Source organism: Duganella sp. Root336D2, from assembly GCF_001425005.1.
Classification (GTDB): Bacteria; Pseudomonadota; Gammaproteobacteria; order Burkholderiales; family Burkholderiaceae_D; genus Rugamonas.
This window is the reverse complement of record NZ_LMDB01000035.1, coordinates 404,239-419,027: the sequence shown is the minus strand read 5'-3', so window position 1 is coordinate 419,027 and position 14,789 is coordinate 404,239. Positions and strand designations below refer to the sequence as shown.

The 14,789-nt window shown below is 62.1% G+C and carries 12 protein-coding genes and 1 riboswitch; of the genes, 9 read left to right on the top strand and 3 right to left on the bottom strand.

What is annotated here, in order from left to right:
* The first annotated feature begins 256 nt into the window (after positions 1-256).
* Entirely contained in the window at positions 257-1,339 is a 1,083-nt protein-coding gene (locus ASD07_RS22430; RefSeq protein ID WP_055935365.1) for an SEL1-like repeat protein, read from the top strand.
* A 42-nt stretch (positions 1,340-1,381) separates the two neighbouring features.
* Here the strand turns inward: ASD07_RS22430 and ASD07_RS22425 are convergent, their stop codons facing one another.
* Both ASD07_RS22425 and ASD07_RS22420 read right to left on the bottom strand, forming a co-directional pair.
* Positions 1,382-1,963, bottom strand: coding sequence for a C39 family peptidase (locus ASD07_RS22425; RefSeq protein WP_055935363.1), 582 nt, complete (start codon positions 1,961-1,963; stop codon positions 1,382-1,384).
* Positions 1,964-1,976: 13 nt separating this feature from the next.
* On the bottom strand, positions 1,977-2,621 hold the full coding sequence (locus tag ASD07_RS22420) for a hypothetical protein (RefSeq protein ID WP_229207255.1): 645 nt from the start codon (positions 2,619-2,621) through the stop codon (positions 1,977-1,979).
* A 153-nt stretch (positions 2,622-2,774) separates the two neighbouring features.
* A riboswitch (glycine riboswitch) is annotated at positions 2,775-2,869 on the bottom strand.
* 170 nt (positions 2,870-3,039) lie between these two features.
* On the opposite strand from ASD07_RS22420, the gene ASD07_RS31095 reads away from it, so the two are divergent.
* From ASD07_RS31095 to ASD07_RS22380, 8 genes are all read left to right on the top strand, one after another.
* Positions 3,040-4,263 (top strand): ABC transporter substrate-binding protein, encoded by a 1,224-nt coding sequence (locus tag ASD07_RS31095; protein ID WP_055935361.1) that lies wholly within the window; start codon positions 3,040-3,042, stop codon positions 4,261-4,263.
* A 15-nt stretch (positions 4,264-4,278) separates the two neighbouring features.
* Positions 4,279-5,106: a carbohydrate ABC transporter permease gene (locus ASD07_RS31090; RefSeq protein ID WP_055935359.1), complete on the top strand. Its 828-nt coding sequence runs from the start codon at positions 4,279-4,281 to the stop codon at positions 5,104-5,106.
* Positions 5,103-5,948 (top strand): carbohydrate ABC transporter permease, encoded by an 846-nt coding sequence (locus ASD07_RS22405; RefSeq protein ID WP_082507505.1) that lies wholly within the window; start codon positions 5,103-5,105, stop codon positions 5,946-5,948. Before ASD07_RS31090 ends, ASD07_RS22405 begins: the two co-directional genes overlap by 4 nt.
* Before the next feature lie 4 nt (positions 5,949-5,952).
* Positions 5,953-7,047 (top strand): ABC transporter ATP-binding protein, encoded by a 1,095-nt coding sequence (locus ASD07_RS22400; protein ID WP_055935355.1) that lies wholly within the window; start codon positions 5,953-5,955, stop codon positions 7,045-7,047.
* A 16-nt stretch (positions 7,048-7,063) separates the two neighbouring features.
* Positions 7,064-8,095: a LacI family DNA-binding transcriptional regulator gene (locus tag ASD07_RS22395; protein WP_055935353.1), complete on the top strand. Its 1,032-nt coding sequence runs from the start codon at positions 7,064-7,066 to the stop codon at positions 8,093-8,095.
* Positions 8,096-8,177: 82 nt separating this feature from the next.
* A complete protein-coding gene (locus tag ASD07_RS22390) occupies positions 8,178-9,545 on the top strand; it encodes a GH1 family beta-glucosidase (RefSeq protein WP_055935351.1) in 1,368 nt (455 codons plus the stop codon).
* 11 nt (positions 9,546-9,556) lie between these two features.
* Positions 9,557-12,037 (top strand): glycoside hydrolase family 3 protein, encoded by a 2,481-nt coding sequence (locus ASD07_RS22385; RefSeq protein ID WP_055935349.1) that lies wholly within the window; start codon positions 9,557-9,559, stop codon positions 12,035-12,037.
* Positions 12,038-13,303, top strand: a complete 1,266-nt coding sequence (locus tag ASD07_RS22380; protein WP_055935348.1) for a sugar MFS transporter — start codon at positions 12,038-12,040, stop codon at positions 13,301-13,303.
* On the opposite strand, the gene ASD07_RS22375 is transcribed toward ASD07_RS22380, so the two are convergent.
* Positions 13,261-14,784, bottom strand: a complete 1,524-nt coding sequence (locus ASD07_RS22375) for a tryptophan halogenase family protein (RefSeq protein WP_255357027.1) — start codon at positions 14,782-14,784, stop codon at positions 13,261-13,263. The genes ASD07_RS22380 and ASD07_RS22375 overlap by 43 nt on opposite strands.
* Positions 14,785-14,789: the final 5 nt, after the last annotated feature.

Genomic DNA, 14,789 nt, shown 5'->3' with positions numbered 1-14,789 from the left:
GCGCCGATGATAGTGCTGCAACCAGTGTGAAAGTAGGTTATCGTCAGGCTCTTATTAGAAAAGCCCGCTAGGCATGTGCCAGCGGGCTTTTTGCTTTTGCAGCGCCAGTTGCTTGTTGTTAAAAAGCATCAAAGTTTTCATTTATATTATGTTGCTTAATGGAGAGTTTATATAATTTATATTTTCCACCTAGCAAGTAACTAATATGGCGTCGAAGTTTCGGTACGTAGCACTCCTGGCTTGCCTGCATCTCCCCGTGCAATTCGCACATGCACAGGCTTTTTCCCGCACCCCTAACGAAGAGTACGCAAAAGGCAATTACGCGCGCGCTTTCCGTGGTTTCTTTGAGCAGGCATCCCGCAGCAATGACCCCAATGTGCAGTTCAACCTGGGCATGATGTATGAGCGCGGCCAAGGCACAGACCAGAACGACGTTGAAGCCGTGAAGTGGTACTCGCGCGCTGTCGACCAGGGCAATGTCCCCTCGATGCGCCAGCTTGCCGGCCTGATGGCCGCGGGCCGCGGTATCAAGCAGGATGGTGCCGGCGCCCTGGCCCTGCTGCGCAAGGCTATCGAGCAGAACGACGTGGCAGCGATCGAGCAGGTGGCGGGCATGTACTTCGAAGGCCGGGGCGTTCCTGCCGACCAGGCGCAGGCCAAGCAGTGGTACCAGAAAGCTGCTGCAGCCGGCAGCAAGACTGCGCAGGAAGCACTGACCCTGATTGCGGCCATGGAGCGCCAGGCTGCCGGCCCGCTCGCGCCGATCCGCAAGCGCGCGGTCGCTGGTGACGCCAACGCGCAGTATGACCTCGCTGTGGCCTACCATACCGGCAACACGGTGCCGAAAGATCCTGCGCAAGCGCTGGAGTGGTACTTGAAAGCGGCTGAACAAGGGCACGCAATGGCGCAGTTTTACGCTGGCCTGCTGTACTCCACCGGCGATGGCGTAGCGCAGGACCTGGCACAGGCGCGCGCATGGTTCACAAAATCGGCGGCCCAGGACAACAAAGATGCCGCGACCAACCTCGCTGTGATGCTCGACTTGGGCAAGGGCGGCCCGGTTGATATGCCGCAGGCTGCAATCGTGTACCAGCAGGCAGCCAAGCTGGGTAGCGCACAGGCGCAGGTACGGCTGGCAGGCATGTACTGGATGGGCCAGGGCGTGAAGAAGGATTACACCCAGGCCGCAGTCTACTATCGGCAGGCGGCGGAGCAGGGCGAAGTCACTGCCATCCGCAAGTTGGTCTACCTGCTTGAAAACGGCGTGGGGACGGCCCGTAATGTAGACGAGTCGAAAAAGTGGGCGGCCAAGCTGGAGCAGCTGGGCGGTAGCAACTAAAGCGAAAAAGCCCGCCGGGTCGGTCCCGGCGGGTTTTTTCAATCAAGGGCTGACGTTCATGCGCTGCGTATGCGTCCAATTATGGTCGGATGCGCTGACAGCAGAAGCAAAGGTGCGGTAAGTCTGCCCCTCGCCTGGCCACGGATTCATGATGTAGATGTAGTTGGTTCCGTTGTAAGTTTCATAGCCGCGTCCCACCATGATATGGCCGCCGCCGCTGCTCCAGCCGTAGCGGATCACGAAGGGGCGGTTGCCATTGATCTCATTCACCACCGAATTCCACGACAGGTAGTTGTTGATCGCCGTATTCGAAACGCCCCAATTTCCCAGGATGTTCTGCACGCTGCCCGAAGTGCCGTACATATTGTTCGGGCGATTGGCGTAGCTGTTCCAGTTGAAGGTGCTGTTGCCGCAGGCGTAATTGATGCCGTAGGCCCAGTTCACGATCTGGCATTGGCTCGGCGTCCGGTTGTAAAAATTCAGCACCGCTTTGCTGGAGGCTGACCAGCACCACTGGCTGTGCTCCTGGATGGTCAACGGAACGTTCAGCGTGCGCCATTGAGCAAAGGCGGAGGGCAGGGCAAGCACCAGCGCAGCGCCGGCCGCGATTTTTGCGATTTTCATGTTCGGCTCCTCCTTAGCGGAATGCTTCGATGTTGGCTTTGACTGCGGCGCGCAACGGCTCCAGCAAATCGGCGCCTTCGACCAGCTGGCTGCCGTTCTTCTGCAGCAGCAGCGATTCGCGGGCTGAATGCAGCGGGGCGAACCTGGCGCGGTCAACTTCCAGCAGGTCGGCACGTGCCTGGTAGATGCGGATGAAGCGCAGGTTGGAGCGCGCGCCGTTGCCGTGGACGGCCATGGCGGCATCCACGTCTTTCGCCAGCACTGAAGCGCCATATGCGACGGTTTCATAGCGGCCGTTCACTTGCTGCACAGTCGCCAGCCCGATCGGCTTTCCGTGCAAGGAAATGACGAAGCGCCATTCGCCTGTCGGTTTGGCCAGGGAGGCCAGGTCGCCGCGTGCCAGCAGTTCTTTCGGATCCACAGTGTAGACCTCAAAGCCATGGCCGACCGTGGCTTGCTTCAAGTCGCCCACGTCCGTGATATCGAGCGGGAAATCGACCGGTGCACTACCGGGACGGATCGCCTGCTGGTGCTCGGCGAATTGTGCGAGTCCGCGTTTGGCGGCCTGCAATGCCGCGCCGTTGTCTGCTTTTGCCAGGAACGGGGCGGCTATCATCGCTGCGCAGGCAATGCGCAGCCAGAGTCGATGCATATGCATGTGACTACTCCTCTGAAGGTTGGTCAGATATCTTTGAGGTGCGAGGTGACTGCCCCCTCTGTGCTGGACCTGAGAGTTTCACAGGCGTTGGCGGCCTGCTTGCTCCTTCGGTGCGCCAGCGCTGCTTTGCCGGCGGCTCTTCAGAGTTTTGAAAACACGCGACCGGTCCTTGGGCCTGAGAGATTCCGGGGGCGGCTTGCTCCTTCGGCGTTGTCCATGGGTGGGACAAACTCTCCCGATCGCGCGACCGGCGTGCGCCGGCAGCAAAAACAGGATAGCCCAGGGATTTATACGATTTCAATCGTTTTCCGGTACACGTTGCGTTTTCGCCATGAGGGCCTTTCCTGTTATTCTGTTGACACCCGCCCGTGAAATTGGTAACGTTTCCAAAAATAAGCAGCACACTACAGGAGACGGGATGTTTAAGCAGTTATTTGCTTGTGCAATGGCGCTCGGCGCCGCATCCGCGCAGGCTGCCGGGCCGAGCGCGGAAGTGATCCACTGGTGGACGTCAGGCGGCGAATCCGCTGCCGTCAAGCAGCTCGCGAACGCCTACCGTGCCGCCGGCGGCACCTGGATCGATACTGCGATTGCCGGCGGCGAACAGGCCCGTGCAGTCACGCTTAACCGCATGGTTGGCGGCAAGGCGCCGGCCGCCGCGCAGTTCAATATCTCCAAACAGTTCCTCGATATCGTGGACCAGGACATGCTGGTGCAGCTGGACGACGTGGCGCGCCAGGAGCACTGGGAATCCACGCTGCCGGAACCGATCGTGAACACCATCCGCATCGATGGCCATTATTACGCGATGCCGATGAACGTCCACATGCAGACGTGGATCTGGTATTCCAAGGCCGCGTTCAAGAAGGCTGGCATTCTAAAGGAACCTGCAACCGTCGATGAACTGTATGCGGCACTGGATAAGCTGAAGGCCGCCGGACTGGTGCCGTTGGCGCACGGCGGGCAGGCATGGCAGGAACACATCCTGTTTGCGTCGCTGCTGGCGAATATGGGCGGGCGCCAGCTCTACCTGCAGGTGATGCGCGACCGCGACCAGCGCGCGATCAACTCGGAAGCGGTACGCAAGGTGCTGCTGGCCTACAAGCGGCTGCAGTCCTACGTCGATCCAGCCTCGCCGGGCCGCAACTGGAATGATGCGACTGCGATGCTGGTCAGCGGCAAAGCCGGCGTGCAAATCATGGGCGATTGGGCCAAGGGTGAATTCAGCAATGCGAAAATGGCACCCGGCGTCGATTACGGCTGCATTCCTGGCCTCGGCGTGAATTCGCCTTACCTGATTCAGGGCGATGCGTTTGTCTTCCCGCGCTCGGAAAGCGCGGAGGTACAGCAGGCACAAAAGCTGATGGCGAAAGTGCTGCTGGCGCCCGCAACCCAGGTGAACTTCAACAAGCTGAAAGGCTCGGTGCCGCCGCGCGCCGATGCCGATACCAGCCAGCTCGACGTCTGTGCGCGGGCTGGCGCCGCCATCATGCGCGACCGTAATCGCCAGGCCGGCGCGCCCGAAATTTATCTGACGCCTGACCAGAACGGTGCGGTGCAGGATGCGTTGACCGCTTACTGGAACACGTCGATGCCGGTGGACAAAGCGCAGAAGGCGCTGGCCGCAGCATTGAGGAACTAAGCAGTGCGCCGAGCCATGTCCTATGCGGCGCTGTTGCCGATGTTGCCGATGTTGCTGACGGTTTGCGTGGGCTATCTGGGCTCGTTCGCCTGGACGTTCTATGTATCGCTCACCAGTTCGCGCAGCATCGCGACCAGTAAGCTGGTCGGTATGGCGCAGTACGAGCGCTTGTTCGACAACGAGCGCTGGCTCTTGTCGCTGCAAAACCTGGCGCTGTTTGGACTGCTGTTCGTGCTGGCCTGCATGGTGATCGGTTTCCTGCTGGCCGCCGCGATCGACCGACAGGTGGCAGGTGAGGGCGCATTGCGTACCGTGTTCCTGTATCCGTATGCGATGTCGTTTGTCGCGACCGGGCTTGTATGGCAGTGGATATTGACGCCGGGAGGTATTCCCGGTGTCGAGATCGACTGGCTGGTAGACCAGGATATGGTTCTCTACACGGTCGTGCTGGCATCAGTGTGGCAGGCCTCGGGCTTTGTGATGGCGCTGATGCTGGCTGGCCTGCGCGGCGTCGATCCTGAGATCTGGAAAGCGGCGCGGCTGGATGGCATACCAGTTTGGCGCGTCTACGTTTCCATTGTGCTGCCAATGTTGGCGCCGACACTGGCGACGGTGTTCATCCTGCTGGCGACCATGGTGGTGAAGCTGTACGATGCCGTCGTGTCAATGACCCAGGGCGGGCCCGGCACAGCCAGCGAAGTGCCGGCGAAATTCATCATGGACCACCTGTTCCTGCGCGCGAATATCGGCCTGGCCTCGGCCGGCGCCGTGGTGTTGCTGCTGACGGTACTCGCTTTGCTGGCGCCGTGGGCCTATGCCCGCAGCCGGAAAGGCGCGGCATGAAGGCGGCGCGCATCGGGCTATATGCCTTCCTGGCCAGTGCGGCGCTGTTCTTCCTGCTGCCGCTATACGTGATGCTGGCTACTTCATTGAAGTCGATGGATGAAATCCGGCTGGGGAATATCTTTGCATTGCCGTTGGCCCCTACACTGGATGCTTGGCGTGCTGCCTGGAGCGAGGCCTGCACCGGCGCTGCCTGCGAGGGCGTGCAGGGCGGGTTCTGGAACTCGGTACGCATCGCTGTGCCAAGCACGGTTGTGCCGATCGCGCTCGGTGCGCTGAATGGCTACGCTTTGTCTTTCTGGCGGCCGCGCGGCGCCAGCCTGCTGTTCGGCATCTTGCTGCTGGGTGCCTTTGTGCCGGTGCAGGTGATGATCTACCCGCTGGTGCGCATGATGGCCGGCCTGGGCGTGTTTGGTTCGCTGCCGGCAATCGTAATCGTGCACCTGGTGTTCGGCATGCCGGTATTGACGCTGCTTTTCCGCAATTACTATGCGGCGCTGCCGCAGGAGCTGTTCCATGCCGCGCGCATCGACGGCGGCGGCTTCTGGCGCATTTTCTGGCATGTGATGCTGCCCCTGTCGGCGCCGATGCTGGTGGTGGCGGCGATCATGCAGCTCACAGGCGTGTGGAACGATTACATCCTCGGCCTGGTGTTTGCGGGCCGCGACAACCTGCCGATGACGGTGCAGTTGAACAATGTGATCAACACGACGACGGGAACCCGTCTTTACAACGTCAATATGGCCGCCACGATCCTGACGGCGCTGGTGCCATTGACGATCTATTTCTTGTCGGGCCGCTGGTTCGTGCGCGGCATCGCTGCCGGCGCAGTGAAAGGTTGAACGGATGTCGAACGTAAGTCTTAAAAAGCTGGACATTACCTTGGGCGGGAACGCCATCATCCGGGACCTCGACCTGGAGGTGGAGGAGGGCGAATTCCTGGTCCTGCTGGGGCCTTCCGGTTGCGGCAAGTCGACGCTGTTGCATAGTATCGCGGGGCTGACGGAAACCAGCGGCGGCACGATCGAGATCGGCGGCAAGGACATGTCGCGTACGGACCCGAGCGAGCGCGAGATCGGCATGGTGTTCCAGTCATATGCCCTGTACCCCACCATGACGGTCGAGAAGAATATGTCGTTTGGCCTGCGCATTGCGGGCGTGGCGAAGGCGGAGATCAAACGCCGCGTGGACCGCGTGGCCGCGATGCTGCATTTGGGCGAACTGCTTGGCCGCAAGCCGGCGGCCCTGTCGGGCGGGCAGCGGCAAAGGGTGGCGATTGGCCGTGCCTTGGTCCGCGAGGCCAGCGTCTACCTGTTCGATGAACCGCTTTCCAACCTCGACGCCAAGCTGCGCACGGATTTGCGGCGCGAACTCAAGCTGCTGCACCAGCAACTGGGCGCCACCATGATTTATGTGACGCACGACCAGGTGGAGGCGATGACGCTCGCCAGCCGCATTGTCGTGATGCGTGCGGGGCAGGTCCAGCAGGTCGGCACGCCGGGCGAAGTATACGAACGGCCCGCGAACCTGTTCGTCGCCGGTTTTCTTGGTGCGCCGGCCATGAATTTCATTGACGGCGAAGTCGGCGCAGGCGGCATGTTCTCTGGCGGTGGCCTGCGGCTGGCGCTGGGCGGGATGGCTGCTGCGATGGCCGGGCGCAAGGCCGTTTTGGGCGTGCGTCCGGAACACATTTCGCTGGCGCCGGGCGGTTCGCTGCAAGGCAGGGTGACCCTGGTGGAGCCGATGGGCGCCCACCGCGTGGTGTGGCTGGATTGCAGCGGCAAGCAGCTGTCGTGCATCCTGCAGGGTGGCCGCGCAGTTGCGCCGGATGATGCGGTCGCATTCGAGATTGATGCACAACGCGCGTCGCTGTTCGATCCGGACAGCGGCAAGCGCTTTGATTTGGCGGGCGCTTCAAGTATGCTCGCGATGACGTTATAAGAAGAAAAGGATTCCAGTGGCCACTATCAAAGACGTAGCCCGCTTGGCGGGCGTAGGTTTGGGCACCGCCTCCCGTGTCGTCAGCGGCAAAGGCTCGGTGTCGCCAGCCACGCTTGAAAAGGTAAAGAAGGCAATCGACGAACTGGGATTTCGCCCGTCGCATGCGGCGCGCACGCTGTTGACCGGCACCAGCCAGATGATCGGTGTTTATATTCCAGTCCTGAGCGGCACCTTCTACACGCCCATCCTGCAGATCATTGACACGGAGCTGCGCACTGCCGGCCTGCATATGGTGGTGGCCTTTGGGGTGGGCCTGGGCGATGAACGCAAGCAGGCCAAGGACGGCATACAGTTCCTGATGGAACGCGGCTGCGACGGCCTGATCGTGATGACCAGCGCTTTGCTGGACGAAGACGTCGCGGCCATGGGTGCGCAGCAGGGCAGGATCGTGGTGCTGAACCACAACCTGGCCAGCATTCCGGACCAGTGCTTCACTTTGGACCATAAGCTTGGCGGCCGGCTGGCCGCGCGCGCATTACTGGACCACAAGCATCGCGATATCGCCGTGGTGGCAGGCCCGTCGCGCCTCGCCGACAACGTGGCGCGCGTCGAGGGCTTCATGGCGGAGTTGCAGGACGGCGGCATCGATACCAGCCGCATGTGGGTTGCCGAGAGCGACTTCTCGCCGGCCGGTGGCTGGGCCGCGGCCAAGGAACTGGTGGAATCGGGGCATCGCTGCACGGCCCTGTTCTGCGCCAACGACGAAATGGCGGTCGGCGCGCTGTCCTACTTCCAGGAGGCGGGTATCCGCGTGCCAAATGACTTGTCCGTCATCGCTTACGACGATACGCCGAGTGCGGAGTTTTCCGCGCCGCGCCTGACCACCGTCCATATGCCTTGGCGTGAAATGACGATGAATGGCTTGAGCGCTTTGCTGAACCGCTGTTACGACTTGCGGCGCACGGTGACGCGCAGCTTCCCTGTGACGGTCACGCTGCGCGCTTCCCTGGCCAAGGCGGCCAGTGTCAAGCGCAAGGCTGTCGCATGAACTGAACCTGCAAAAGGGGGCGCTTGCGCCCTTTTTTTCGAGTGAATGTGGAAACCTTTCCAAATCCTGTACACTACTGAATATGACTACTCCAGACCAGATTGAACCAGGCGCCCCGGCGCGCAGCGACTTCGCGCGCGACTTCCTGTGGGGCTGCGCCACCTCGTCCTATCAGATCGAGGGGGCCGGACGCGAAGATGGGCGGGCGGAATCGATCTGGGACCGCTTTGCCGCCACGCCCGGCAAGGTGCGCGACGGTTCGAGCGGCCTGGTGGCCTGCGACCATTACCACCGCTGGCCGGAAGATATGGATATCGCGCGCGACATGGGCCTGAACGCCTACCGTTTTTCGATTGCATGGCCGCGCATCGTCTCCGAATTCGGCGCGGCACCCAACCAGAAGGGCCTGGATTTCTATTCGCGCCTGGTGGACGGCATGCTGGAGCGCGGCATCCAGCCCTGGGCTACCTTGTACCACTGGGATTTGCCGCAGTACCTGCAGGACCGCGGCGGCTGGGCCGAGCGCGACACGGTGCAGCGCTACCTCGAATTTGTCGACGCGGTATCGCGCCGCCTGGGCGACCGGGTGCGGCATTGGATCACGCACAACGAGCCTTGGTGCACCGCCATCCTGGGTAATTTCGAAGGGCTGCATGCGCCGGGGCTGACCGATTTCAGCACCGCCCTGCAGGTCTGCCACCATGTGCTGCTCTCGCACGGCAAGGCAGTTCCGCTGATCCGCGAGAACGTGCCAGGCGCGCGGGTCGGCATTTCCCTCAGCCTGCATCCGCTACGCGCAGCCAGCACTGGAGAGGCCGATCGGGCGGCCTGCGAGCGCCACGACGGCCTGCGCTACCGCTGGTTCCTCGATCCGCTGCACGGACGCGGCTATCCAGCGGCGACGTTGCAAGAGGTGGGCGCAGCGGCGCCGGTGGTGCACGAGGGAGACATGGAGACGATCGCGGCGACGACCGATTTCATGGGCGTGAACTATTATTTCCCCGAGACGGTAGCAGACGCGCCCGGCCACGAGCCGCTGGATGCACGCGTGCTGCCGCCGCCAGCCGGCGCGCAGATCACCGCCATGGGCTGGGAAGTGGCGCCGGAAGGCATGAGCGAGCTGCTTGGCCGCATTCATGCCGATTACGCGCCGAAGGAGTTATACATCACCGAGAACGGCTCCTGCTACGACGATGAAGTGCTGGCCGATGGCAGCGTGGCCGACGTTGGCCGTCGACGCTACCTGGCGCGCCACCTGGGCGCAATGAAGGACGCGATTGCGGCCGGCGTACCGGTAAAGGGCTATTTCGCCTGGAGCCTGGTCGACAACTTTGAGTGGGCGGAAGGCTACCTGCGCCGTTTTGGTCTGGTCCACATCGATTACACAACACAAGAACGAAGGCTGAAGGACAGCGCCAAGTGGTATCGCGCCTTCCTGCAACAGCCGTAAAAGGAGACAGGATGAAACAGGTTTCACTGCTGGCCGCTGCGATGGCCATGGCGCTCGCGGCGGGCGCTGCACCGCTGGCCGACTGGCCGCACGTAAGCATCGCAATCAAGGCCGACGCGGCGCTAGAGAAGCGCGTTGCCGATATCGTCGGCAAGATGACGCTGGAACAGAAAATCGGGCAAATGACCCAGCCCGAGATCAAGACCGTCGCGCCCGACGACGTTCGGCGCTACTACATTGGCTCGGTGCTGAATGGCGGCGGCAGCTGGCCGAATGGGAACAAGCGCGCCAACGCGGCGGAGTGGCTGGCACTGGCGCAGAAATACCACGATGCGTCGATGGCGACCGATATGGCGGTCAAGGTGCCCGTGGTATGGGGCATCGACGCCATTCACGGCAACAGCAACGTCTTTGGCGCCACGCTGTTCCCGCACAATATCGGCCTCGGCGCGGCGCATAACCCCAAGCTCGCCCATGAGATTGGTGCTGCGACCGGCAAGGCGGTACGGGCCACTGGCATCGCCTGGGTTTTTGGTCCGACTATCGCTGTGGTGCGAGACGATCGCTGGGGACGTACTTACGAAAGCTTCTCCGAAGATGGCAAGCTGGTGGCACAGTATGCGGGCGAATACGTGAAAGGCCTGCAAGGCCGCTTCAAGACCGATGCCAACGTGCTGGCAAGCGCCAAGCATTTCGTCGGCGACGGTGGCACCGACCAGGGCAAGGATCGCGGCAACAACAAGTCCTCGCCGGCGGACTTGCTCAACCTCCACGGCGCAGGCTATATGCCGGCGCTGGCGGAAGGTGCACAGACGGTCATGGCGTCGTTCAATAGCTGGAATGGCGTAAAAGTGCATGGCAGCCGCGAGTTGCTGACCGATGTGCTGAAGACCAAGATGGGCTTCGACGGCTTCGTGGTCAGCGACTGGAATGGCATTGCCGAAGTGCCGGGATGCCGCAACGATAGCTGCCCGCAGGCGATCAATGCGGGGCTCGACATGATCATGGTTCCGGATGACTGGAAGGCTTTCATCGCCAACACCATCGCCCAGGTGAAAGCGGGGGAGATCCCGATGTCCCGTATCGACGATGCGGTGACCCGCATCCTGCGCGTCAAGCTGCGCGCGGGACTGTTCGACAAAAAACCTTCGCAGAACATTTATGCCGGCAAGGATGCTGCCTTGCAGGATCGCGAACTGGCGCGCCGCGCCGTGCGTGAATCGCTGGTGCTGTTGAAAAACGAAGGGCCGGCGCTGCCGCTGGCACGCGGCAGGAAAATCCTGGTGGTGGGCAAGAGCGCAGACGACATCCCCAACCAGACCGGCGGCTGGTCGCTGACCTGGCAGGGTACTGACAATACCAATGCCGACTTCCCGAATGCGGACAGCATCCTCACAGGTATTCGCGCTGCTGCGGGACAGGGCAATGTGGAATTCAGCGTTGACGCGAAAGGCGTTGACCTGTCGCGCTTCGATGCCGTGATCGCGGTCATTGGCGAGCGCCCCTATGCGGAAGGCGACGGCGATATAGGTCCCTCGGGCACGCTGCGGCACAGCAGCCGGTATCCGGAAGACCTTGCCGTCCTGGAAGCAGTGGCGGGCCAAGGCAAGCCGGTAATCACCGTGTTCGTTGCGGGCCGTCCCTTGTTCGTGAACGACTTGCTCAACCTGTCCGACACATTCATCGCGGCGTGGCTGCCTGGCACCGAAGGCAAGGGCGTATCCGACCTGCTGGTTGCGGGCCCGCGCAGCTACGACTTCGGCGGCAAATTGTCCTTCTCCTGGCCCCAATCGGCTTGCCAGACGCCTTTGAACTTTGGCGACGCAGGCTATACACCGCTGTTCGCCTTGAACTATGGCTTGCGCAAAGGGCAGCGGTCGAAGCTGGGAACGCTTGATACTTCCTACGCTCCGGGCGGCTGTGGTTCGAGCAATACCGTGACGGTGCACGGACAGGCAGACCGCGCCAGCTTCCCGTTGTCGATCCGCAGCGGCAGCCAGCAACTGGCATTGGGCGCCGATTTGAATGCGTCTTTCCGCCTGCCGGGCATCACGGTGCAGACGGCGCAGGTGAACACGCAGCAGGACGCCAAGCAGGTTACATGGTCGGCGGGAGCTCCGGCCGGAGCGGCGCTGGTCGCGCAGGGCGCCAAACCGATCGTGCTGCCGCCTGCCGCCGTACGCGACGGGGTCTTGCAATTCGATGCTGTCGTGGCCGCCCCGCCGCAGGGTAAAGTCATGCTGACAATGCAAGATACCGCATTGGATGCGACCAGGCTGTTCGCCCGCATTGCAGGCAAGGGCAAGCGGAGCATCAAACTTCCCCTGGCCTGCTTCACTGCGCGCGGCTTGCAGCTGGAGCGCCTGGACAAGCCGTTTGCCATCAGCGCCGGCGCCCCGTTTGCCGTAGCCATCGCCAACATCGAAATCGCCGGCGGTGCAGCTGGCGCCGCCGATGCGGTACGTTGCGAAGAACTGACCAAGGAGAACTAAATGGCGAGCATTGCCCCTGACTCATCTAACGTCGCGCAGCAGCATGCGGCTGGCGGCACGCAGGACAACGCCAACACGAGCGCGCTGGTGATCGTTACCATCCTGTTCTTCATGTGGGGCTTGATCACGTCCCTGAACGATGTCCTGATCCCGCACTTGAAGGCGATCTACACGCTGACCTATGTGCAGGCAATGCTGGTGCAGTTCTGCTTCTTCGGCGCGTACTTCATCGTTTCGCTGCCGGCGGGAGCGCTGATTCGCCGCATCGGCTACCAGAAGGGCGCGGTGACCGGCTTGCTGATTGCCGCCGGCGGCTGCGCGCTGTTCTATCCCGCCTCGTTCGGTGGCTACGGCCTGTTCCTGTTTGCTTTCTTTGTGCTGGCATCGGGCATCACCATCCTGCAGGTGGCCGCCAATCCCTACGTGACCGTGCTTGGCGCGGCGCGTACGGCATCGAGCCGCCTGACGCTGACCCAGGCCTTCAATTCGCTCGGCACCACCATTGGTCCTTCCGTCGGCGGCCTGCTGATCCTGTCGGCGGTTGGCGCGGCTGCTGGCGCCGCGGCGAATGCAGCGACCGTGCGTGGTCCTTACCTGGGGTTGGCCGCTGCGCTGGCGCTGCTGGCTGTGTTGTTTCTCGCCGCCAGGCTGCCGCAGATTGCCGATAGCGGCGATGCGTCGCTACCGGGCGAAGGACATGGTTCCGCGTGGGCGCATCGCCACCTGGTACTGGGAGCAATCGGCATCTTCCTGTATGTGGGCGCGGAAGTCAGTATCGGCAGCTTCCTGATCAATTTCCTCGGCGAGCCGCATATTGCCGGCCTGTCGCACGCCGACGCCGCGCATTACGTCAGCATCTATTGGGGCGGTGCGATGGTGGGACGTTTCATCGGCTTCGTCGTGATGCGCGTTGTCAGCCCTGGCAAGACGCTGGCATTTAATTCCTTGCTGGCGATCGCGCTGGTGCTGGGCGCCGTATTCGGCAAGGGAAGCGTTGCGATGTGGGCGGTCCTGGCAGTTGGCCTGTGCAATTCGATCATGTTCCCGACCATTTTCAGTATGGCGCTGAATGGACTGGGCAAGTACACGGGGCAGGGCTCGGGCATCCTGTGCATGGCCATTGTCGGCGGCGCACTGGTGCCGTTCGCGCAGGGCGCGCTGGCCGATTCGATCGGTGTGCAGGCGTCCTTCATGCTGCCGGCCGCCTGCTATGCCTTCATTTTTTACTTCGGCGCCAAGTACTCTTCCATGTACGCCGCGCAGTAGTTCTCCAAGTACTGCTGGTGCGGCGGCAGCTGCGCCACAGTACGTGCCACATTGCTGCGGATGCTGTCGAGGAAGCAGGACAGCTCAGCGTCGCCCATCAAATCCGCGGACGGGTGGTGCTGCATCGGCGTGATGCCCTGTCCCAGCATCACCTGGACCCAGGAGTTTTCGGCAAACAGTTCATTTGACAGGCGGAACACGCGGCCTGTTTCGCGGAACATGTCGATGCGATGGCGCAGCGACGCCGGCACCTCCATGGCGGCGCAATGGCGCCAGAACGCCGCGTCGCGCCGGTTCGTGACCTTGTAGTGCAGGATGATGAAATCGCGGATATGCTCGATCTCGCTCCATGCCTGCGTGTTGTATTCGTCGATCTCCGACTGGAAGATGCCATTTGAAGGGAACATCTGCAGCAGGCGGATGATGCCGCGCTGGATAAGGTGGATGCTGGTTGATTCAATCGGTTCCAGGAAGCCGCTGGCCAGGCCGATCGCAATGCAGTTCTTGTTCCAGACTTTGCGGCGCTGTCCGGGCTTGAAGCGGATCACGCGCGGCTGCACCAGCTGCTCACCGGTGATATTCGACATCAGCCTGGCGCGTGCGGTTTCGTCGTCGACGAACTTGCTGGAGAAAACAATGCCATTGCCGACGCGGTGCTGCAGCGGGATGCGCCACTGCCAGCCCCATTCGTGGGCGATGGCCCGCGTGTAAGGCACGGCTGGCCCGCTGGAGGAAGTCTGGACTGCGATCGCGCTGTCGTTGTGCAGCCACTGCGACCAGTCTTCAAACTCAGCGCCCAGGGTTTCGCCGGCCAGCAAGGCGCGGAAACCGGTGCAATCGATGAACAGGTCGCCCTCGAGCATGGCGCCTGAATCGAGCTGCAGGGCCGTGATGCAGCCGCTGGCGGCATCGGTGTGGACCTTGGCGATCCTGCCTTCGATGCGCCGTGCGCCGTAGCCTTCCGAATATCTGCGCAGGTATCGTGCATAAGCGCTGGCGTCGAGATGATAGGCGTAGTTGATGCCTTCGCATGGCAGGTGGCCAAAACGGTTCATTTGCGCGGCTTTCAGCTCCAGGCAGTAGTCGCCGTAGTCGCCGGCCAGCTTGCGTTCGCGGCCCTTACGCCAGAAATGATTGAATCCGGCGGTCCAGTGATCGGTACCCGTCATGCCGAAGGAATGGATATAGTCTTCGTTGACGTTGCGCCAGTTCTCGAAGCTGATGCCCAGCTTGAAGGTGGCCTTGGTGGCAGCCATGAATTCCTGTTCATCGATCTCCAGCAGCCGGTGGAAATTCAGCAGGCTCGGGATGGTCGCCTCGCCGACACCAACGGTGCCGATTTCGTCCGACTCCACCAGCTTGATGTCCAGCACTTTGCCAAGGCTGCGCGAAATCGCTGCGGCAACCATCCAGCCGGCGGTCCCGCCACCTGCAATGACAACGCGCCGCACTGGGCGGCGCCGGGATTGTTCATCTCTCACTTCGG

What these genes read in the sequence shown, in the direction of transcription:
- ASD07_RS22380 (WP_055935348.1), top strand. Translation starts at nt 12,038, where the DNA reads ATGGCGAGCATTGCCCCTGACTCATCTAACGTCGCGCAGCAGCATGCG.
- ASD07_RS31095 (WP_055935361.1), top strand. Translation starts at nt 3,040, where the DNA reads ATGTTTAAGCAGTTATTTGCTTGTGCAATGGCGCTCGGCGCCGCATCC.
- ASD07_RS31090 (WP_055935359.1), top strand. Translation starts at nt 4,279, where the DNA reads ATGTCCTATGCGGCGCTGTTGCCGATGTTGCCGATGTTGCTGACGGTT.
- ASD07_RS22425 (WP_055935363.1), bottom strand. Translation starts at nt 1,963, where the DNA reads ATGAAAATCGCAAAAATCGCGGCCGGCGCTGCGCTGGTGCTTGCCCTG.
- ASD07_RS22400 (WP_055935355.1), top strand. Translation starts at nt 5,953, where the DNA reads ATGTCGAACGTAAGTCTTAAAAAGCTGGACATTACCTTGGGCGGGAAC.
- ASD07_RS22405 (WP_082507505.1), top strand. Translation starts at nt 5,103, where the DNA reads ATGAAGGCGGCGCGCATCGGGCTATATGCCTTCCTGGCCAGTGCGGCG.
- ASD07_RS22420 (WP_229207255.1), bottom strand. Translation starts at nt 2,621, where the DNA reads ATGCATATGCATCGACTCTGGCTGCGCATTGCCTGCGCAGCGATGATA.
- ASD07_RS22390 (WP_055935351.1), top strand. Translation starts at nt 8,178, where the DNA reads ATGACTACTCCAGACCAGATTGAACCAGGCGCCCCGGCGCGCAGCGAC.
- ASD07_RS22385 (WP_055935349.1), top strand. Translation starts at nt 9,557, where the DNA reads ATGAAACAGGTTTCACTGCTGGCCGCTGCGATGGCCATGGCGCTCGCG.